This window comes from Fundidesulfovibrio sp. YSD1 (assembly GCF_055397115.1).
The window spans coordinates 1,591,101-1,610,634 of record NZ_AP043666.1 but is presented as its reverse complement, the minus strand read 5'-3'; the positions used below and the strand labels follow the sequence as shown (position 1 = coordinate 1,610,634).

15 protein-coding genes are annotated in these 19,534 nt (G+C 68.8%); 11 read left to right on the top strand and 4 right to left on the bottom strand.

Annotated elements, in window-relative coordinates; genetic code table 11:
- Positions 1–87: 87 nt before the first annotated feature.
- Both ACZ5V4_RS07565 and ACZ5V4_RS07560 read left to right on the top strand, forming a co-directional pair.
- Positions 88–651 carry a hypothetical protein gene (locus tag ACZ5V4_RS07565; protein WP_464317571.1) on the top strand — a complete coding sequence of 188 codons (564 nt, stop codon included), beginning with the start codon at positions 88–90 and terminating at the stop codon, positions 649–651.
- A gap of 20 nt (positions 652–671) precedes the next feature.
- A complete protein-coding gene (locus ACZ5V4_RS07560; protein WP_464317570.1) occupies positions 672–1,028 on the top strand; it encodes a type II toxin-antitoxin system death-on-curing family toxin in 357 nt (118 codons plus the stop codon).
- Here ACZ5V4_RS07560 and ACZ5V4_RS07555 read toward each other — a convergent pair.
- On the bottom strand, positions 1,025–1,723 hold the full coding sequence (locus ACZ5V4_RS07555; RefSeq protein WP_464317569.1) for a ubiquinone/menaquinone biosynthesis methyltransferase: 699 nt from the start codon (positions 1,721–1,723) through the stop codon (positions 1,025–1,027). The genes ACZ5V4_RS07560 and ACZ5V4_RS07555 overlap by 4 nt on opposite strands.
- Before the next feature lie 181 nt (positions 1,724–1,904).
- Positions 1,905–3,215 carry a 30S ribosomal protein S12 methylthiotransferase RimO gene (gene rimO, locus ACZ5V4_RS07550; RefSeq protein ID WP_464317568.1) on the bottom strand — a complete coding sequence of 437 codons (1,311 nt, stop codon included), beginning with the start codon at positions 3,213–3,215 and terminating at the stop codon, positions 1,905–1,907.
- Positions 3,216–3,273: 58 nt separating this feature from the next.
- On the opposite strand from rimO, the gene ACZ5V4_RS07545 reads away from it, so the two are divergent.
- From ACZ5V4_RS07545 to ACZ5V4_RS07515, 7 genes are all read left to right on the top strand, one after another.
- A complete protein-coding gene (locus ACZ5V4_RS07545; RefSeq protein ID WP_464317567.1) occupies positions 3,274–5,568 on the top strand; it encodes a mechanosensitive ion channel domain-containing protein in 2,295 nt (764 codons plus the stop codon).
- Between the two features lie 71 nt (positions 5,569–5,639).
- Positions 5,640–6,839, top strand: coding sequence for a two-component system sensor histidine kinase NtrB (locus ACZ5V4_RS07540; RefSeq protein WP_464317566.1), 1,200 nt, complete (start codon positions 5,640–5,642; stop codon positions 6,837–6,839).
- Positions 6,836–7,951, top strand: coding sequence for an XTP/dITP diphosphatase (locus tag ACZ5V4_RS07535; RefSeq protein ID WP_464317565.1), 1,116 nt, complete (start codon positions 6,836–6,838; stop codon positions 7,949–7,951). Before ACZ5V4_RS07540 ends, ACZ5V4_RS07535 begins: the two co-directional genes overlap by 4 nt.
- Before the next feature lie 22 nt (positions 7,952–7,973).
- Positions 7,974–8,486 (top strand): hypothetical protein, encoded by a 513-nt coding sequence (locus tag ACZ5V4_RS07530; RefSeq protein WP_464317564.1) that lies wholly within the window; start codon positions 7,974–7,976, stop codon positions 8,484–8,486.
- A 91-nt stretch (positions 8,487–8,577) separates the two neighbouring features.
- On the top strand, positions 8,578–10,401 hold the full coding sequence (gene glmS, locus ACZ5V4_RS07525) for a glutamine--fructose-6-phosphate transaminase (isomerizing) (protein WP_464317563.1): 1,824 nt from the start codon (positions 8,578–8,580) through the stop codon (positions 10,399–10,401).
- Between the two features lie 6 nt (positions 10,402–10,407).
- Positions 10,408–11,811: an N-acetylmuramoyl-L-alanine amidase gene (locus ACZ5V4_RS07520; protein ID WP_464317562.1), complete on the top strand. Its 1,404-nt coding sequence runs from the start codon at positions 10,408–10,410 to the stop codon at positions 11,809–11,811.
- A gap of 14 nt (positions 11,812–11,825) precedes the next feature.
- Entirely contained in the window at positions 11,826–12,641 is an 816-nt protein-coding gene (locus tag ACZ5V4_RS07515; RefSeq protein ID WP_464317561.1) for a DUF4124 domain-containing protein, read from the top strand.
- A gap of 389 nt (positions 12,642–13,030) precedes the next feature.
- On the opposite strand, the gene ACZ5V4_RS07510 is transcribed toward ACZ5V4_RS07515, so the two are convergent.
- Positions 13,031–14,872, bottom strand: coding sequence for an esterase/lipase family protein (locus ACZ5V4_RS07510; RefSeq protein ID WP_464317560.1), 1,842 nt, complete (start codon positions 14,870–14,872; stop codon positions 13,031–13,033).
- A gap of 43 nt (positions 14,873–14,915) precedes the next feature.
- A complete protein-coding gene (locus ACZ5V4_RS07505) occupies positions 14,916–15,512 on the bottom strand; it encodes a helix-turn-helix domain-containing protein (protein ID WP_464317559.1) in 597 nt (198 codons plus the stop codon).
- 160 nt (positions 15,513–15,672) lie between these two features.
- On the opposite strand from ACZ5V4_RS07505, the gene ACZ5V4_RS07500 reads away from it, so the two are divergent.
- Positions 15,673–17,490, top strand: coding sequence for a lysophospholipid acyltransferase family protein (locus tag ACZ5V4_RS07500; RefSeq protein WP_464317558.1), 1,818 nt, complete (start codon positions 15,673–15,675; stop codon positions 17,488–17,490).
- Between the two features lie 202 nt (positions 17,491–17,692).
- Complete coding sequence (locus ACZ5V4_RS07495) at positions 17,693–19,249, top strand: sigma 54-interacting transcriptional regulator (RefSeq protein ID WP_464317557.1); 1,557 nt, start codon at positions 17,693–17,695, stop codon at positions 19,247–19,249.
- Positions 19,250–19,534 lie beyond the last annotated feature (285 nt).

Below are 19,534 nucleotides of genomic sequence, written 5' to 3'. Positions count from 1 at the left end.
GTCAGGCTTTGCGGCCCCGAGTTGACGCACCGCGTGAAGACCCCTAGAAGCCATGGGATACGCATCAGGACAAGGTTGGATCACCGCATGGCCACGCAGGCCGCCACCACCGGCGAGCACCTCATCGACCGCATCAACGAACTCGCGGGCACCGCCCGTCTGGACGAATTCGCCCTGCGGCGCGTCGAACGCGACGCCGAAAAACTCATGGCCGCGGACGAGGTCTACGCCCGCGTCGTCCTGGGCGCGGCCGCCTGCCTGCGCCGCGACGAGCGCGGGATGCACGCGCACCACCGCCGGGCCATCGAACTGGGCGGCGGGGGCTTCGCCCATTACCAGTACGTGGTTTCGCTTACCCGCATGGGCCTTCTGAGCGACGCCCTCGCCTGCGCGGAGCAGGGCGCCGCCATGGCCCCCACCTTCCGGCCGCTTCTGGAGTCGGCCATCAGCCTGGCCCTGAACCTGGGGCTCAAGGGAAAGGCCAGGGCCTTTCTCGAAAAATGGCGCGGGCTGAGCCCGGGCGAGCCCGCTTACGTTTCCGAGGAGGAAATCGAGAGTTGTCTCGGCGAGTTACGCCCGGACGTCTCCGGCATGATCGAGGACATGCTCGTCGAGCGCAGGGACGTATGGGCGGCGCTGGCCAAACTCTGACCGTCGAGGAAATTCGCACCGTGAACCGTCGCCTCGTCGAGGAGCACGGCGGCGCGGGCGTCGGGTTCGTCAATCCGGGATCGCTCGAGTTCGCGCTCGAAGAGATTCAGGGAACCTGCTTCGGCAGGGACATCTGCCCCACGGTTTTCGACAAGGCCGCCACGCTGGGCTGGCGCATCATCAGGGGACACGTTTTCACCGACGCAAACAAGCGCACCGGGATGATGACGACCCTGCTTTTCCTGCGTTTGAACGGCGTGGAGGTCTCGGCGGATGGTCCGGCCCTGATCCGGACGGGCCTCGCCATCGCCGAAGGCGTCATGGGGATCGCCGAGTTCGCGCATTTCCTGCGTGAGCACTCCCGCAATCCGGTCTAGCCCGGCTTGCGGCCCCTGTGGATCCTGGCGATGCCGCCGGTGAGGGGCGTCTGCCCGACCCCGGTGAAGCCCGCGCGCCTGATCTCCTCCGAGAACTCCTCCGGCCCCGGAAAGGCGTACACCGATTCCATCAGATAGGAGTAGGCGTAGTCCGTGCGCGAGAGCCAGTTGCCGAAGGGCGGCAGCACGTGGTCGAAGTAGAGCTTGTAGAGAAAACGCAGCGCGGGGTTGTCCGGCAGGGAGAACTCCATCACGTAGAGCTCCCCCCCGGGCTTCAGCACCCGGTAGAACTCCCCCAGGGCCACATCGCGCTCCAGGACGTTGCGGATGCCGAAGGAGATGGTCACCGCGTCCGCGCAGGCGTCCGGCAGGGGCAGGGCGCGCGCGTCCCCGGCGGCCATGCCGATGCGGCGCGAGAGGCCGTGTTTCTTGATCTTGCCCAGCCCCACCTCGAGCATGGCCGGGGTGAAATCCACGCCCGTGACGTAGGCCCCGGGGCGCTGCCGGGCGATCTCCATGGCCACCTCGGCCGTGCCCACGGCCACGTCCACCACGTGCAGCGGGCGGCCCTGCGGGAGCATCCGCGCGAGCTTCCTGCGCCAGAGCACGTCGATGCGCAGGGAGAGCATGCTGTTTTGCATGTCGTAGCCCCGGGCGATGGTGCCGAACATCCGCCTGACTTCGAAATCGCGCATGGGAGTCCCTTGGAAACTAGTGAAAAACGAGGATGCCTCCGGCGGCCAGGGGGAGTGCCTCCCTCTGGACCCGGCAATGGCTTCGCGCCGGTCACCGGTGGTCCTTGAATCAACCGGTCCAGGGGGGCGGTGAACCCCGCGAAGCTACCCGCCGGGGTGCGGGGCGGCGCCCCGCTCCTCTTCAGCCCGCCAGGGCCACCAGGTCGTAGGTTTTGGCCTCTTCCACCACGGCCTTGACCAAGGCTCCGGGCTTGACCCCGGGGCCCGAGACGTACGTCACGCCGTCGATCTCCGGCGACTGGAACCACGTCCGGCCCACGTGCAGGCCCGGCCATTCCGCGTGGGCCGAGTCCACGAGCACGTCAAGCTCCTTGCCCGCGAACCCGGAGAGCCATTCCTCGGAGATTTCGGCCTGCGCGGCCATCACGGCCTCGCGCCGCGACTGGCGGGTCTTCGCGCCAACCTGCCCGTCCATGGCCGCGGCCGGGGTGCCCTCCTCGGCCTGGAAGGCGAACACGCCCAGGTGCTGGAAGCGCACCTCGCGCACGAAATTCATGAGGTAATTGAAGTGCGTGCGCGTCTCGCCCGGATAGCCCACGATCAGGCTGGTGCGGATGGCCGCCTCGGGGAAGCGCGAGCGCACCAGGTCGATCACCCTGCGCGGGTCCTTGGCGAAGGGCCTGCCCATGGATTTGAGGATGTCCGGGTGCGCATGCTGCAGGGGGATGTCGAAATAGGGCACGAAGGGCGGCCCGGCGTCCTTGAGAAAATCCAGGAGTTCGGCGTCGAGCCCGGCGGGGTAGAGGTAGAGGAGCCGCAGGCGCTCGAGCCCGCGCAGGGGCAGGAGGGTTTCCAGGAGGCCGCGCAGGTCGGCGGGGTTCTCCAGGTCGCGCCCGTAAGCCGTCAGGTCCTGGGCCACCAGGATGATCTCCTTGCGGCCGGTGGCCAGGATGTCCCGGGCCTCTTGGGCCAGCTCGGCCACGCCCCGGCTTTTCAGCCTGCCCCTGATGGAAGGGATGGTGCAGAAGCGGCAGGCGTGGCGGCAGCCCTCGCTGATTTTCAGGTAGGCGTAGCTGGGCGGGCTGGAGAAAAGCCTGGCCGGGGCGGCGCTCGGCGTGCGCGAAAGCGCCTGGGCGATCTTGGAGGGCCAGTCGGGCAGCTCGTGGGTGGAGAGCCAGAGGTCCACCTCGGGCAGCCCGGACTTGAGTTCTTCGCCGTAGCGGCTCACCAGGCAGCCCGCCACCACCAGCAGGGGCTTGGGGGCGAGCCCGCGCAGGGCCGCGGCCGCGTCCAGGATCTCCCCGAGGGATTCCTCCACGGCCGGGCGGATGAAGCCGCAGGTGTTCACGAGCACCACGGCGGCGTCCTCGGGGCGGTCCACGGGCTTGGCCTTTCCGGGCAGCCCGCCCAGCAGGTACTCGGAATCGACGAGGTTCTTGGGGCAGCCCAGGGAGATGGTGTAGACGGGTATGGTCGTGGTTCTTGCGGTCATGGGAAGCGCACGCTATCAGGAATCACCCGAAAGACAAATCCCCCGAGAGGCACTTCAGATGACTTGGCGCGCTATCCTGCTCGCATTGCTCCTCGTATTGCCCGCCGCCCCGGCCCGCGCCGAGGAGCAGCCGCAGCAGCAGTCCGACGGCTGGAAGCTCATGCTCCAGCGCAACTACGAGGAACTCCAGTACCAGATCGACTACGTGGACGGCGTGTCCCAGACCCTGCCCGGCATGGTCAAGCAGACCCGGCAGGACCTGGCCTCGCTGCGCAAGAAGCTCGACGAGCTCATGGTGCTCGCCCGCGTTTCGGGCTCGAGCCCCACGGAGCTTCGCGCCGTGCTGGCCGGGCTCGAGATACTGCGCGGCCACGTGGAGGCCGTGACCCAGCCCTTCGCCAAGGCCGACACCGACCTCAGGCACTTCCAGGAGCGCCTGACCGAGGTGGAGGGCGAGTTCTCCCGCCAGGCCGACTCGGGCCACACCCAGGAAGTGAACAAGGCCATGGGCGACTTTCTGGGCGACCTGCGCAAGCTCAAGGGCAAGCTCGGGCGCGTGAAGACCGTGCTGGACCAGGGCCTAAGCCCCACCAAGGACCTCCAGGGCAGCATCGGCAAGCTCTCCCAGACCATCACCGAGCGCATCCCCCGCGCCTGGAAGGACTACTACCTGACCCAGGGCAAGGGCTTCCTCTCCGCCGGGGCCTGGCAGGAGGCAGCCCAGCGCATCACCGACCTGCCCAAGCTCCTGGGCACGTACCTGGCGCTGTTCGACTCCGGCGGCGGATCGCTCAGGGACCTGCTCATTCGCCTGACCGGGCTCTTCGCGGTGCTCTTCGCGGCCTCGGCCGTGGCGCTCAAGCGCCTGGAAAAGGCGTTGCCGGGCTTCCGCGTGACCAGGCCCCTGGCCGGGCTCGCCTGGGTTGGCCTGGGCGCGGCCGTGATGTGGGCCACGTCGGGGCCCGCCTACGTGCTGGTGCGCGCCGAGACCAGCACCCTGGCCGAGATCTTCCTGGCGCGCGGAGTGCTCGGGCTGTCGTGGTTCCTGCGCGGCGTGGCCTCGGGCCAGGCCCAGGACGCCGGGATGCGCGCCAACCCCGTGGCCGGGGCCTGGTGGCTGTTCGCGGCGGCCGGGTTCCTGCAGGTCCCCTGGCTGCCCGAGGCGCTGCGCGGCGCGGTCTGGGTGCTCACGCTCTTCATCGCCGGATGGGTCATCCGCAGCCGCCCGGCCCCGGGCGAGGAGGGGGGCGTGGTGGCGAGGATCGCGCGCATGGGCGGCTGGTTCTACCCGCTTCTGTGCCTGCCCGCGCTGCTGGGTTGGGTGAACATGACGCTTCTGGCCGTCATGGCCTGGTTTCTCATGCTGGTGTTCCTCCAGGCCGGGCTCGCGCTCTACGGCCTGGTGGCCCGCGTGGTGGAGAGGCCCGCGCCCGACCTGACGGCCGAGGCCCTGCGCTGCCTGGCCGGGTCCCTGGCCCTGCCGCTCACGGTGCTGGCCATGGCCGCGGCGTTTCTCTTCTGGCTGTCCATGGCCATGGGCGGGCGCAGCGTGTTTCTTTCGCTGGTCGGCGCGGACCTGGGCGAGGAGGGCCTGCGCCTGGACCTGACCGGCGTGGCCGCCCTGTACATCGGCTTCCACCTGGCGCGCGGGGCCTCGCGCGTGGCCGCCAGGCTGATCACCGAGCTGCCCGCCCGGCGGCCCGACCTGGAGCGCGGCATCGTGAACCTCCTGGAGACGGTCAGCGCCTACGTGATCTGGGGCGTGTACGCGCTCTTCTGCCTGCGCCTGGTGGGCGCGAGCTTCACGAGCCTGGCCGTGGTGGCGGGCGGCCTGTCCGTGGGCATCGGCTTCGGCATGCAGAACGTGATCAACAACTTCATCTCCGGGCTCATCCTGCTCTTCGGGCGCTCGGTGCAGGCGGGCGACGTGCTCCAGATCGGCGATATCTGGGGCGTGGTGCAGCGGGTGAACATCCGCAACACCATCGTGCAGACCTTCGACAACGCCACGCTCTTCGTGCCCAACTCGGACTTGATCGCCCAGAAGATCGTCAACTGGTCCCACAAGGACCGCCGCGTGCGCCGCACCCTGACCGTGGGCGTGGCCTACGGCTCGGACATAAGGCAGGTGACGGAGCTCCTGACGCAGGCCGCGACCTCGCACCCGCACGTGCTGGCCGACCCCAAGCCCGGCGTGCAGTTCACAGCCTTCGGCGAGGCCACGCTCAACTTCAAGCTGCTCTTCTGGGTGGACGACCTGGACAACGCGGGGAAGACGTCCTCCGACGTGCACCTGGCCGTGGAAAGGCTCTTCCGCGAGAACGGCGTGGAGATCCCCTACGTGAAGCGGTGAGCCGCGCGCGAAGCGAGGCGGGCCGGGCAATTTCCCTTTGACTCCCATTGGGAAGAAGGTAGACACGAGCCATGGACAGCGACCCCCCGCGCCACAAGGACAGAGTCTGCGCACTGAGCCTGGCCCAGGAGAGGAACCTGCTCTCCTCGGTCATCGACCAGATCCCCGACGACATCGTCATCCTGGACGCGTCCTCGCGCGTGGTGGACATCAACCGCGCGGCCATGGACCGCCTGGGCGGCAACCGGGAGGACTTCCTGGGCCGGACCTGCTGGGAGTCGCTCACCGGGTTCAAGGGCGTCTGCGAGCCCCGGGAGGACGTCTCCACCTGGGAGAACGTGCGCGAAAAGGACAGGACCGAGCAGGTCCAGACCTCCGTGGACGAGGCCGGGCGGGTGCGCTACTTCCGGGTCTACACCTACCCGGTGGCGGACGAGGCCGGAGAGGTGACCCACGTGGTGGTGCTCAGGCGCGACATCACCCAGGGCGCGTACATGGAGCGCCGCCTCCAGCAGGCCGAGAAGCTGGCCGCAGTGGGCGAACTCTCCACCTACGTGGCCCACGAGATACGAAACCCCATGTTCGCCATCGCGGGCTTCGCCAACTCGCTTTTGCGTTCCGGGTCGCTGGACGAGAAGAGCCGGGAAAAGGTCTCCATCATCCTGGAGGAGTCCAACAGGCTCGACAAGATACTGAAAAGCCTGCTCAACTTTTCACGCCCCACCCAGGGCGCCGAGGGCCGCGTGGACGTGGGCCTCGTGGCCCGGCAGACCATGGAGCTCATGGCGCTCGGGTGCCAGAAGCAGGGCATCGAGGTCTCGGTGGACGCGGCCCAGGGCTTGCCCCTGGGCAAGGGCGACCCGGAACTCATCAAGCAGTGCATCATCAACATGGTGAAAAACGCCATGGAGGCCATGCCCGACGGCGGCAGGCTCACGCTGCGCTGCTTCGCCAGGGGCGAGAAGGCGGTGATCGAACTGGCCGACACCGGCAAGGGCATCCCCCCGGAAAACCTGGATCAGGTGTTCAACCCCTTCTTCTCCACCAAGGACAAGGGGGCCGGGCTGGGGCTCGCCATGACGAAAAAGATCCTGGACGAGGCCGGGGGCTCGGTGGAGCTCGAGAGCGAGCAGGGCAGGGGCACCACCGTGCGCCTTGTGCTGCCGCCCATGATCGCGGCCGATGAAACAGCAATGGACGCCCAGGCGGCCCCGCGCCACGACGCCAGATGGAGAGCGGGAGCCGGGGGCGGCAACAAGGAGGGAGAGTGACGCGCGTCGTACTGGCCACACGCAACCAGGGCAAGGTTCGCGAGCTTCAGGCCATGCTCGAGGGCAACGGCATAGAGGTAGTGGGCCTGGAGGAGTTCCCCCAGGTCGGCGAGATCGAGGAGACCGGCTCCACGTTCGAGGAGAACGCGGCCATCAAGGCCCGCACCGTGAGCGAAGCCACCGGGCTCATCGCCCTGGCCGACGATTCGGGGCTCTGCGTGGACGCCCTGGACGGCGAGCCCGGGGTGCGCTCCGCGCGCTACTCCGGCGAGAACGCCACGGACGCCTCCAACAACGAGAAGCTCCTGGAGGCCATGCGCGACGTGCCCGACGACAAGCGCGCGTGCAAGTTCATCTCCGCCATCGTGGCCCACGCCCCGGACGGCCACCAGCTGGTCTTCCACGGCCTGTGGCTCGGCCGCGTGGCCAGGGAGCCCAAGGGCGGGAACGGCTTCGGGTACGACCCCCTATTCTTCGACCCCGAGCTGAAGCTCACCGCCGCCGAGATGGCCCCGGAGCAGAAGAACTTCCGCAGCCACCGTGGCCGCGCCGTGCGCGAGCTGGTCAAGTACCTGCCGGGCTTCGTGGAGAAGGTGCGCCAGGAGGCGGACCTCACGCCCGAGGAGCTCGAGATGCGCGAGTCGCTCTCGGGCGTGAAGGGCTGGCTCAAGTTCCTGTGCCTGGCCATGATGATCCTGGTGCCCCTGGTGTCGGCGGCCATCGTCTCGCGCAACCTGCGCTTCATGGAGGCCCTGGAAGGCCCCAACGCCCCGGCGCGCGAGGTGGCGGCCGAGGTGGCCAAGGCGCTCACGCTCGAGAACGTGCTGACCGTGGCCGTGGGCTTCCTCATCTTCTGGGGCGGCATCGGCCTGTACCGGCGCAAGCGCCGCGCGGTGCTCCTGGCCAAGATCGCCTGGCTGTGCGTGCCCCTGGCCAGCGCCGTGGAGTACGCGGCCACCATGTTCCTCGCCTATCCGCCCGACGTGCTCAAGATGGCCCAGACGTCCGTGACCGCCAACGCCCTGCCCGGGCTGGTGATCGCCTCGGCCGCGGTGACCTACCTGACCTTCTCCAGGCGGGTCAGGGCCACGTACTTCCTGGACGGGGCGTGAGGCCCAGGCGCCCGGGCGCTCCATGAACCCTTTCGGCGGCGCGGCCGGACCGGGGGCTTCGCCTGAAGAGGGCGGCCCCCGGGGCGCGGCCCTGGTGTTCTCCCTGGCGCTCCTGGCCGCGCTGCCCCTGGGCCTGTGCTGGCAGGCGGGCCGCCACTACTGGTACTGGCGCACGCTGGACCCGCAGGCCCTGCTCGCCGGGGCCTACGGGCCGGAGACCGCCAGGGTGTTCGCCAGGATCGCCTTCTTCGCCGTGACGGCCGGGTGCTCCCTGGCGTCCGGCGTCATGCTCCTGCGGGGCAGGCGCGCCGGGCTCTTCTTCGCCAAGCTGACCTTCCTCGCGCTCATGGCCGAGGCCCTGGCCCATCCGCTGCTCATCTACCTGCTGCCCTATCCGGAACTGGCCCGGGACGTGGTGCTCGAGCACGCGGGCGGGCTGGTCTCGCCGGTCATGTTCGCCAGGGCCGCGGCCTGGGGGGCTTGCCTGGCCTACGCCTGCGCCTCGCGGGAGCTGGCCCGGGCGGCCGCGCGCTGACGGCCTCGCCGGGCCTGCGCGCTTGACACCCGGGCTTCTTTGCGGAAACTGACGATAGCCGTTTTTGACAACCTTAGGAAAAGGATCATCCATGTGCGGCATCATCGGCTATAGCGGGCACCGCCCGGCGGTCCCAGTGATCATCGAGGGGCTCAAGCGCCTGGAATACCGGGGGTACGACTCCGCTGGGGTGGCCTACGTGCAGCAGCGCGAACTCAAGGTCGTGCGCGCCGAGGGCAAGCTGGTCAACCTGGAGAACAAGCTGGCCGGGATGCCCGTGCACACGGCCACCTCGGGCATGGGCCACACCCGCTGGGCCACCCACGGCCTGCCCGTGGAGCGCAACGCCCACCCCCACGTGGACGCGGCCGGAAAGGTGGCCCTGGTGCACAACGGCATCATCGAGAACTACCAGGATCTGCGCGACGAGCTCAAGGCCAAGGGCGTCTCCTTCGCCTCCGAGACCGACACCGAGGTCCTGGCCCAGCTGGTCGGGGCCTACCTGGCCGAGGACGGCAAGCTGGACAGGGCCGTGTCCAGGGCCCTCGGGCGCGTGGACGGCTCCTACGCCATCTGCGTGGTGTCGCTCGAGCACCCGGGGCTTCTCTACGCGGCGCGCAAGTCCTCGCCCCTGGTCATGGGCGTGGGCGTTGGCGAGAACTTCGTGGCCTCGGACATCCCGGCCTTCCTGCCCTACACCCGCGAGGTGGTCTTCCTGGAGGACGGCGAGATGGTGCGCATCGACGCCAACTCCTGGGCCGTGATGGACGCCGCCACCCTGGAGCCGCTCGCGAAGGCCCCCCAGCACATCACCTGGGACGTGCAGGCCGCGCAGAAGGGCGGCTACAAGCACTTCATGCTCAAGGAGATCTTCGAGCAGCCCCGCGTGATCACCGACTGCCTGGCCGGGCGAGTGGACCACAAGACCGGCAAGGCGCACCTTTCGGAGCTGGACGGCGTGGCCCCGCCGGAGCGGCTCTACATCGTGGCCTGCGGCACCAGCTACCACGCCGGGCTGTGGGGCATGTACCTGCTCGAGACCTGGGCCAAGATCCCCACCCGCGTGGAGATCGCCTCCGAGTTCCGCTACCGCGACCCGATCCTCGGGCCGGGCGACACCGTGCTGGCCATCTCCCAGTCCGGCGAGACCGCCGACACCCTGGCCGGGATGCGCCTGGCCAAGGAGCGCGGGGCCAAGGTCATCGGGCTGTGCAACGTGGTGGGCTCCAGCGTCTCGCGCGAGTCCGGCCACGTGATCTACACCCAGGCGGGCCCGGAGATGAGCGTGGCCTCCACCAAGGCCATGTGCTCGCAGCTCACGCTCCTGACCCTGCTCGCCCTGCACTGGGGCCAGCAGAAGGGCGTGCTGCCCACGGACGTGCGCGCCAATTGCCTGAAGTCGCTGGAGCGCCTGCCGGACATCCTCACGGCGGAGCTGCCGCGCATGCGCCTGCGCGCGGCCGAGCTGGCACGCGCCTACTCCGAGGCCGAGAGCTTCCTCTACCTGGGGCGCGGCGTGTGCTTCCCCCTGGCCCTGGAGGGCGCGCTCAAGCTCAAGGAGATCAGCTACATCCACGCCGAGGGCTACGCCTCGGGCGAGATGAAGCACGGCCCCATCGCGCTCATCGACCCCAAGTTCCCCACCTTCGCCCTGGCCCCCTGCGACGAGCTCTACCCCAAGGTGAAGTCCAACCTCCAGGAGGTCCAGGCGCGCGGCGGCAAGATCATCAGCCTCACCCACGCCTCGCAGGACCTGCGCGTGGACCACGTCTGGGAGGTGCCCGACGTGTGGGGCCCCATGAACACGTTCATGATGCTGCCCGCGCTGCAGCTCTTCGCCTACGAGATGGCCGACTACCTGGGCAAGGACGTGGACCAGCCGCGCAACCTGGCCAAGTCCGTGACCGTGGAGTAGCCCGGCGTGACGTTCAAGGCCCTCCTGGCCGCCTTGCTGCTTCTGGCGCTGGCCTGCGCGCTCCCCGCCGGGGGCGCGCGGGCCGCCGACCCGCCCCAGCCCCCCAAGGCCAAGGACGCCAAGCCCGCGAAATCCGCCCCGGCCAGGCCCGCGCCAGCCGCGAAGCCCGAGGCCAAGGCCCCGGCGGCCGTGAAAAAGCCCGTGGTCACGGAGGTGCAGGTCTATTCCGGCCGGGACTACTCGCGCATCGTGGTGGTGCTCTCCGGCCAGGCCCAGCACCGCTGGCAGGTGCTGCCCCAGGGCGACTCGCCCCAGCGCCTTCTGTACGTGGACCTGGACGGCGTGGTCATCCGCCAGGGCGCGCAAAGCCGCTTCGACGTCCAGGGCGACGTGGCCCGCAAGGTGCGCCTGAGCTACTTCAAGCCCGACGTGGCCCGGCTGGTGGTCGAAGTGGAGAACCTGAAGAGCCAGAACGTCTTCGTCCTGGAGAACCCCTACCGCGTGGTCATCGACGTGCAGGGCGAGGCCGCGAAGAAGCCTGCCGCCAAGGCTCCCGCCCAACTCCAGCCTCCCGCCAAGACCCAGGCAGGCGCGGGCAAGGCCCCGGCCCCCCAGGCGGCGAAGCCCGCGGCCGGGGAGCCCCAGGAAAAGCCCGGCGCGCCGGGCGTGCGCCTGGACACCCCGGGCAAGCGCAAGATGGCCGGGCAACTGGCCGAGCAGCTCGGGCTCACGGTGCGCACCGTGATGGTCGACGCCGGGCACGGCGGCAAGGACTCCGGCGCGCGCGGCGCTTTCGGGCTGTGGGAAAAAAACGTCAACCTGCGCGTGGCCAGGCTTCTCGGCAGCCATCTGGAGAAGATGGGCTTCGAGGTGCTCTACACCCGCACCACGGACAAGTACGTGCCCCTGGAGGTGCGCACGGCCATGGCCAACGCGCGCAAGGCCGACCTGTTCGTGTCCATCCACTGCAACGCCCACGGCGACCCCGGGTCCACCGGCATGGAAACCTACTCGCTCAACCTGGCCTCCACGCCCGACGAGGTGCGCGTGGCCGCGCGCGAGAACTCCGTGGACCCCAAGCGCATCTCCGAGATGCAGAAGATCCTGGACGAGCTCATGCACGCCTCCAAGTTGAGCGAGTCACGCGAGTTCGCCAAGCAGGCCCACGCCGCCACGCTGGCCCAGGCCCGCAAGAGCATCACCCTGCGCGACCGGGGCGTGCACGAGGCGCCCTTCTACGTGCTCCTGGGCGCCAAGATGCCCGCCATCCTCGTGGAGATCGGCTACATCACCAACCCGGCCGAGGCCCAGAAGCTAAACGACGAGAAGTACCTGGACGCCCTGGCCAGGGGTGTCGCCGAGGGCGTGGCGGCCTACAAGGTCCGCCTGGAACGCTTCGTCAGGAACTGAAGGGGATTGCCGCCATGCGTTTCCGCCGTCCGTCTCTCCTGGCCGCGGTGTTGGCCGTTGCCTGCCTGGCCGCCGCGCCGGCCTTCGCCCAGCTCTTCACCTGGACCGACGAGAAGGGCGTGGTGCACATGACCGACCGCAAGAACGCCGTCCCGGCCAAGCACGCGGGCCAGATCAGGGAGCTCGCGCAGCCCGGGGCCCCGGACCAGGCCTCCTCGTCCGGAAGCCGCGGCGAGAGGGTGCGCAACATGATCGCGGCCTCGCGCGAGAACTTCCGCCTGGGCGAATTGCGCCAGATCGCCCAGGAGTACCGCAGCACGCACACCTACTCCACGCTGGACTACTTCGTGTGCATCGACATGGCCCTGGAGATGCACAACATCCTGAAGACGCGGAACTTCTCGCCCAAGGTCGTGGCCGGAACCACCAAGAAGGACCTGGCGGGCATGCCGCCCGAGAAGATGATGGGAACCTTCGACCACGCCTGGGTGATCGTGGAACTCTCCCCCGGGGTGAACGCGGCCGTGGAGACCACCGCCGGGATCGTGGTGGACGAGAAGGTCCCCAACTTCGAATACTACTACCAGGGCCTCGTCTTCACCGACCCCCGCCAGGCCAAGGACACGGACATCCTCATCCGCAGCGTCAACCAGGACTGCGCCCAGGCCAAGGAACTGCTGGAACAGTGGAACCAGCGCTACGCGGGCAGGGCCACCACCCGCGACGGCCTGGAGGCCAAGGGCCGCATGGAGTCCAAGATGGCCGAATGCGCCGGGACGAAGCTGAAGTATCTGGACCTCATCAAGAAGCAGTTCGCCAGGCTTTATTGACGCGCTCGCGGGGCATCGCCCCGGCAGGGCTCCGTCCTCCTGTATCTGCCAGGGCTCTGCCCTGGACCCGTGAGGGCTCCGCCCTCAACCCGCTGGGGGCGGATGCCTGCCCCCAGACCCCGGCGGTTCGCTTCGCGGGCTTCACCGGGGACCCCGCACAGGGGCGCGGGGGAGGGAGCCGCTGGGACCGCAAGCGGAGAGGGTTAAATTTCAAACAATTCGAATGCCCCGTGATCCGCGCTGGCGCGGATCACGGGGCATTCGAATATTGCCGGTCAAGAACATGCGCCGGGTGACGCCCGCGAAGCTATAGCGGGTGCAGGGGGATCATCCCCCTGCCGGGAGAGGTCCGGAGAGGGCAGCGCCCTCTCCGGGAAAAGCCTTCCGGCCTAGTTCCCCGCGCCGTTCGCCTTCATGTGTTCGAGCATGATCCGCCTGACCTCGCGGATGGCCAGGGGGTGTTCGTGCGCGCCGTGCCCGGACTTCACGATCAGTTCCGTCTGGGCCCCGTCCAGGTGCGAGCTGACGTAGGGCACGATGCCGTCGGTGCCGCCGGTTCTTCCGGCGGCCTTTTCGTCGCCGATGATGGAATGGAAGGGCACGGCCATGGGCAGCGCGGTCTGCGCCAAGAGGACCGGGTTCTTGGGCGAGAGGTTGTCTATGCCCGTGGGCAGGGCGGACTGCGGCACCTGCTGACCGGCCTGGGCCAGGGAATGGAGCACCGCGAAACCGGCCTTGGCCACGGTCAGGGGCAGGGTGACCAGGGCGCTGCCGATGCGCCCGATGGTGTCCAGGGCCATGGCCGAGCCCCGATGCGGTGTGCTTATGAACACCACCTCGGTCACGTATGGCAGGGGCTTGAAGAAGAACGTGCGCGTGAGCAGCGCATGCACGTCGGGCGAGATGTCCAGCTTCTCCAGGGGCACCTTGGAGAACGCCCCCCAGAGCGCGCCGCCGGAGTCCTGGACCATGGAGCGCGTCAGCAGCCCGCCCATGCTGTGCCCCACGATGAGCATGTTGTTGAAGGCCGGGTTGGTCCCTTCCGGGTCCAGGGCGGCGCGGGCGGCCTCCAGCGACTGGCGCAGGTTCATGGCCGAGTAGAGCACCGGGTTGCCCGTGGGGTAGGAGAAGAACCAGAACTGGTAGCGCTCGCGCAGCGCCGGGTCGCCCATGAGCCCGTTGAGCATGGGCAGCCACGTCCTGGGCGAGCTTATGAGCCCGTGCACGAAGACCACGGGGATCTTGTCCTTCTGGTAGGGCTGGAGCATCATCAGGCCTTCGCTGGCCTTGAGCGCGTCCGGGTCCATGAGCCCCTTGACGGGCTGGGGCGGCGGGGAGTGCGCGGCCAGGTAGGCCAGGGGCGTGGTGGTGTCGGACTCCAGGGGCACCTTCATGCCGTCGACCTCGACGAGGCTCGTGCGCATGGGGTCGTAGATTTCCAGGTGACCGGCGTAGGCGCGCCGCCCGGGCTGTCCGTCCAGGGGCGTGGTGTCGATGCGCAGGAAGAACGTGGCCGCCATGGCCTGGCGGATGCGCGGCAGGAAGCGCTCCTCGGGCCGGGTGGCGTCCGCCGGCTTGGGGTCGCGCTCCACGATGAGCGGCACGCCGAGCCCGGGCACCGCGTAGGTGACGTCCAGGCCGGACACGGCGAACTCGTAGGCCAGCAGGTAGCCGCCGATCTCCTCAGGGGAGAAGGGCAGGCCGCTGGTGCGCTGCTTGAGCACCAGGTCCGAGGCCGCGCCCGGGAGGCGTTCGTCCGGGTTGAAGCGGAGATCCTTTTTCCTGGCGTAAAGCAGGTAGCGCGCGAGCGAGCGGTTGTAGAACTCCGAGGCGATGCGCGTGTGCGGGCGAAGCGAGTCCTTGGGCGGCGCGGCCTTGGGGTCGAAGAGGAACAGGTAGGCGTAGAGCGCGCAGGAAAGGTCGTACGCGGCCGCCTTGTCCGGGGCCGGGCCCGAGCGCTTGGCCTGGAGGTGGGCCAGCTCCATGAGCGCGAACAGGGTGCCGAGCCCCGGGTCCGAGTGGTATTTCGCGTCCAGGCGGGTTATGAGCCCCTCCGGGTCGGACTCCCACTGGGCGGTGAGGTCGCGGTCCTTGAGGAAGGCCAGGGTGCGGTCGCTGGGGCGCGAGGAGTTGATGGCCGTGCGGTCCAGGGAGTCGAAGCGCTGGGAAACGGGCACGGGCTTGAGCGTGACCGTGGCGCAGCCGGAGAGCGCCAGCGCCAACAGAACCATGGCCGCCAGCAGGGCGGGGGAAAGCCGGACGCGCACGCAGGGGCTAGCGGGAAGAATTGATCTTGCCAAGCAGGTGTTTCTCCATTTCCCTGCCTTCGCGCCGAAGCCTTATGAGCTCGGCCTCCAGCACTTTGAGCTTGGCGGCCGTGGACTCGTCGGCGCGTTTGAGCTCCTCGATCTCGGCCCTGGCGCGGGCCAGCTCGGCCGTGAGCGCGGCGGAATCGCCGCAGGCCGGGAGCTCGCGCGCGTGGGGGGCCGCCGCCATGTCGAAGAGCCCCTGGAGCTTCACGGCCAGGGCCTCGGCCATGGCAGTGCCGATGCGCACGGCCAACTCCTCGCCCGGGGAGCCCGGCTGGTGCGCGGGGGGCTGGGGCGTTGCGGGGCGTTTGCCTGCGGACGCCGGGGCGTTGGCGGACCGGGCCAGTTCGTCCTTGGCGTCGGCCACGGAGAGCCCGGATTCGAGCAGGGCCCCGATGGCCCGGAAGACCTCCACCGCCTCGGCCGGAAAACGCTTGCCCCGGCCCTGGCCCACGCTCGGCAGAAAGGGCTCGAAGCGGTTCTTCCAGTAGTGCAGCGTGGATTCGGGAAGGTCCAAGAGTTTGGCGATGGCCGAGATGGAGTAGAGCTTGGCGTGTGTCACGGGCGCTTCCTGGTTTGCGTCCGTGACAAGTAGTGCGCGGCCGGGGCCTTCGTCAACATGCGCCGGGAGCGGGCGCGAACGTTCACCGGACCGTAACCGGCCCGCTACACGGCGCGGGTAGGCAGCAGGCGCGGAACTCCACACCAATCCGGAGGCAGCCATGAAGAGTCCCGATCCGGCCAGACGCGCCGATCTTTTCTCCCTCGGGTCCAGGGTGGCCAACCCCCTGGCCCGGACCGTGCTCAAGGCCGTGGCCAAGCCCCTGGGCAAGGCCCTGGCCCTGGACGCCATCGCGAAGGGCTACAGCGCCCTGCCCTCGGGCGTGCCCGCCTGCGAATTCCTCGACCGCGCCATCGGCGCTTTCGGCTTCAAGTGCGACATCGCCGCCGGCGAGCTCGAGCACATCCCGGCGCAAGGACCCGTGGTGGTGGTGGCCAACCACCCCTTCGGGGCCATGGAGGGCCTGCTTTTGGCCCAGATGCTCTGCAAGGTGCGCCCGGACGCGAAGATCATGGCCAACTACCTGCTGGGCCGCGTGGAGGAATTGCGCGAGCTGTTCATCCTGGTGGACCCCTTCGGCGCGTCCGGGTCGCTTGCGCGAAACATCGCGCCCATGCGCGAGAGCGTGGCCTGGCTGCGCGCGGGCGGCTGCCTGGGCGTCTTCCCGGCCGGGGAGGTGGCCCACTTCACGGTGCGCGAGCGCCGCGTGGCCGAGCCCGAGTGGAGCCCGTCCATCGCGCGCATCATCGCCTCCTGCAAGGCCACGGTGGTGCCCGTGCACTTCTCCGGGGCCAACGGCCCGGTGTTCCACCTGGCCGGGCTCGTGCACCCGAGGCTTCGCACCATGCTTCTGGGGCGCGAGTTCGTGAACAAGGCCCGCAAGACCGTGGAGGTGCGCATCGGCCGCCCCATCGACCCATCCAGGCTCGATGGCTTGAGCGACCGGCAGACGGCCGGGTACCTGCGCCTGCACACCGAGGTGCTGGGCGGCGCGGGCTCCGGGCGCGTCCCGGCGCGCTTCGCGTCGCGTCCGGCCAGGCGGCAGGAGGCCCTGGCCTGCGCGCAGGACCCGGGCCTGATGCAGGGGGAGATCTCCGCGCTGCCCGAGGCGAGCCTTCTGCTCGCCAGCGGCGAGTTCGAGGTGCGCGAGGCGCGCTCGCCCCAGATTCCCCTGGTGCTGAGGGAGATCGGCACGCTACGCGAGCTGACCTTCCGCAAGGTGGGCGAGGGCACGGGCAAGTCCTTGGACCTGGACGGCTTCGATTCGCGCTACTCCCACGTGTTCATCTGGAACCGCGGGCAGCGCGAGGTGGTCGGGGCCTACCGCCTGGGTCGCACGGACGAGATACTGGAGCGCTTCGGCCCGGAGGGGCTCTACGCGGCCACGCTTTTCAAGTTCAAGCCGGGTTTCCTGCGCGAGCTCGGCCCGGCCCTGGAGATGGGCCGCTCCTTCGTGCGCCCGGAGTACCAGAAGAGCTACAACGCGCTCCTGCTGCTCTGGCGCGGCATCGGCACGGTGGTGGCCCGCGAGCCGCGCTACCGCAGGCTTTTTGGCCCCGTGAGCATCACCAACGAGTACCAGGCCGCCTCCAGGCACCTGATCGCCGGGTACTTCGAGTCCAGCAGCGAGAGGCCCGCGCTCTCCAGGCTGGTCAAGCCGCGCACGCCCCTTCGCGGCGCGGGCTGGCTCAAGCGCGCGGCGCGCTCGCTGGTCACGGACGTGGAGCGCCTGTCGGAGCTGGTCAGCGCCGTGGAGGCCGACCGCAAGGGCATCCCCGTGCTCCTGCGCCAGTACCTGAAGCTCGGCGGCAAGCTCCTGGCCTTCAACGTGGACCCGGACTTCAGCGACGCCCTGGACGGGCTCATGGTGGTGGACCTCCTGGAGACAGACCGCAGACAGCTCGAGCGCTACCTGGGCAAGGAAGGCCTGGCCGGGTTCCTGGAGCACCACCTGGGCGGCTACAAGAGGAGTGCTTGATTGACGTTTTCGTAAATTAACCTTGCGGCGGGAGCCGGGTGTCCGAAGGGGCTCCCGGCGTTTTTTTGTACTGTTATTTCACCAAGAAAGAGTTTTTGACGATAATCGGGATTGCGTGATTACAATTTTGTAGTTACTGTTCGGACGTGGAAGGGGGCGAGCGCCGCGAAAAGCTGCCCGCGCCGACCGCATGGAACACGCCATGAACAATGTTTGTCAGCTCGAACTCAAGGTACTTTACGAAATTGCGCAAATCATCGGTCAGGCCCTGGACCTGGACCAGACCGTGGGCGACATTCTTCGTATCCTTTCGGAAACGTTGGAGATGAAACGCTCTACCGTGACGCTCCTCGACGAGGAGACCAGCGTGCTGACCATCCGCGCCTCCCACGGCCTGACCGCCGAGGAGAAAAAACGCGGGGTCTACCGCCTCGACGAGGGCGTCACCGGCCGCATCTTCCAGACGGGCAAGCCCTTCGTGGTGCCGGACATCGCCAAGGAGCCCCTGTTCCTGGACCGCACACAGTCCCGAAGCCTCGAGCGCGGGCGCATCGCCTTCCTGGGCGTGCCCATCCTGCTCAAGGGCCAGGCCGTGGGCGTGCTCGCCGTGGACCGCCTCTTCGGCGACGACGTCTCCTTCGAGGAGGACGTGCGCTTCCTTTCCATCGTGGCCGCGCTCATCGCCCAGTTCCTCCAGCTGGGCAAGACCGTGCGCGCCCGCGAGGAGGGCCTGCGCCGCGAAAACCTGTCGCTGCGCTTCAAGCTCTCCAAGAGCTACCACCGCTTCTTCATCGTGGGCCAGAGCCAGCCCATGGTGCGCGTGCACCAGATGATCGAGAAGGTCGCGCCCACCAGGGCCACGGTGCTCCTCCTGGGCGAGTCCGGTACGGGCAAGACCCTCACCGCGCGCATGATCCACGAGCTCTCCGACCGCGCAAAGTACCCCTTCATCAAGGTCAACTGCGCGGCCATCCCCGAAAACCTCCTCGAATCCGAGCTCTTCGGCTACGAGAAGGGCGCGTTCACCGGAGCCGCCGCGCCCAAGCCCGGCCGCTTCGAGGAGGCCGACAAGGGCACCATCTTCCTGGACGAAATAGGCGAGCTCTCCGCCGGAATCCAGGCCAAGCTCTTGCGCTTCCTCCAGGAGCGCGAGTTCGAGCGCCTGGGCGGCACCAAGACCCGCAAGGTGGACGTGCGCATCATCGCCGCCACCAACCGCGACCTGGCCGAGGCCGTCACCGTGGGCGAGTTCCGCGAGGACCTCTACTACAGGCTGAACGTCTTCCCCGTGCTCGTGCCCTCCCTGCGCGAACGCCGCGAGGACATCCCGGCGCTGCTCAACCACTTCCTGGACAAGCTCTCGCGCGAGTACGGGCGCAGGCTCTCCTTCTCCCCCCGCGCCCTGGACGCGCTGGTCAAGTACGACTGGCCCGGCAACGTGCGCGAGATGGAAAACCTGGTGGAGCGCCTCTCCATCATGGTGGAGGACGAACGCATCGACCTGGGCGACATCCCGCCGTACTTCTTCTCGGCCGGCAAGCCCGCCGCCCACGTGCCCCTGGACGGGCAGGGCAGCCTCAAGGACATGGAGAAACGCGAGGTGCTGGCCGCGCTGGAGCGCCACAACTGGATCCAGTCGCGCGCGGCGCGCGAACTGGGGCTCACGCTCCGGCAGATGGGCTACAGGATCAAGAAATTCGGGCTGGAGACGCTGGTCAACGAGAAGAAAGGCCGCGAACCCGGATTGGAACTCAACTAGCCGAGAGGCTGAAACCGGAGAGGGCGCTGCCCTCTCCGGGCCTCTCCCGCCAGGGGCAGTGCCTGCCCCTGGCCCCGGCAACAGCTTCGCGGGCTTCACCGACGGCCCGGGCCCGCCAGGCGCGGGAGATGCCGCCGGGACCGCGCCCAAGGCGGCGCTTGACCCGGCGGACCGCCGTCGCCGCAAGCGGCGAAGGGCTGGATTCATTAAGCGATTCAACGGCCAGGTGTCCGCCGTCGCGGCTATCCGGCGTAGTCGGGATTCTTTTCCTTCTTCTCGCGCTTC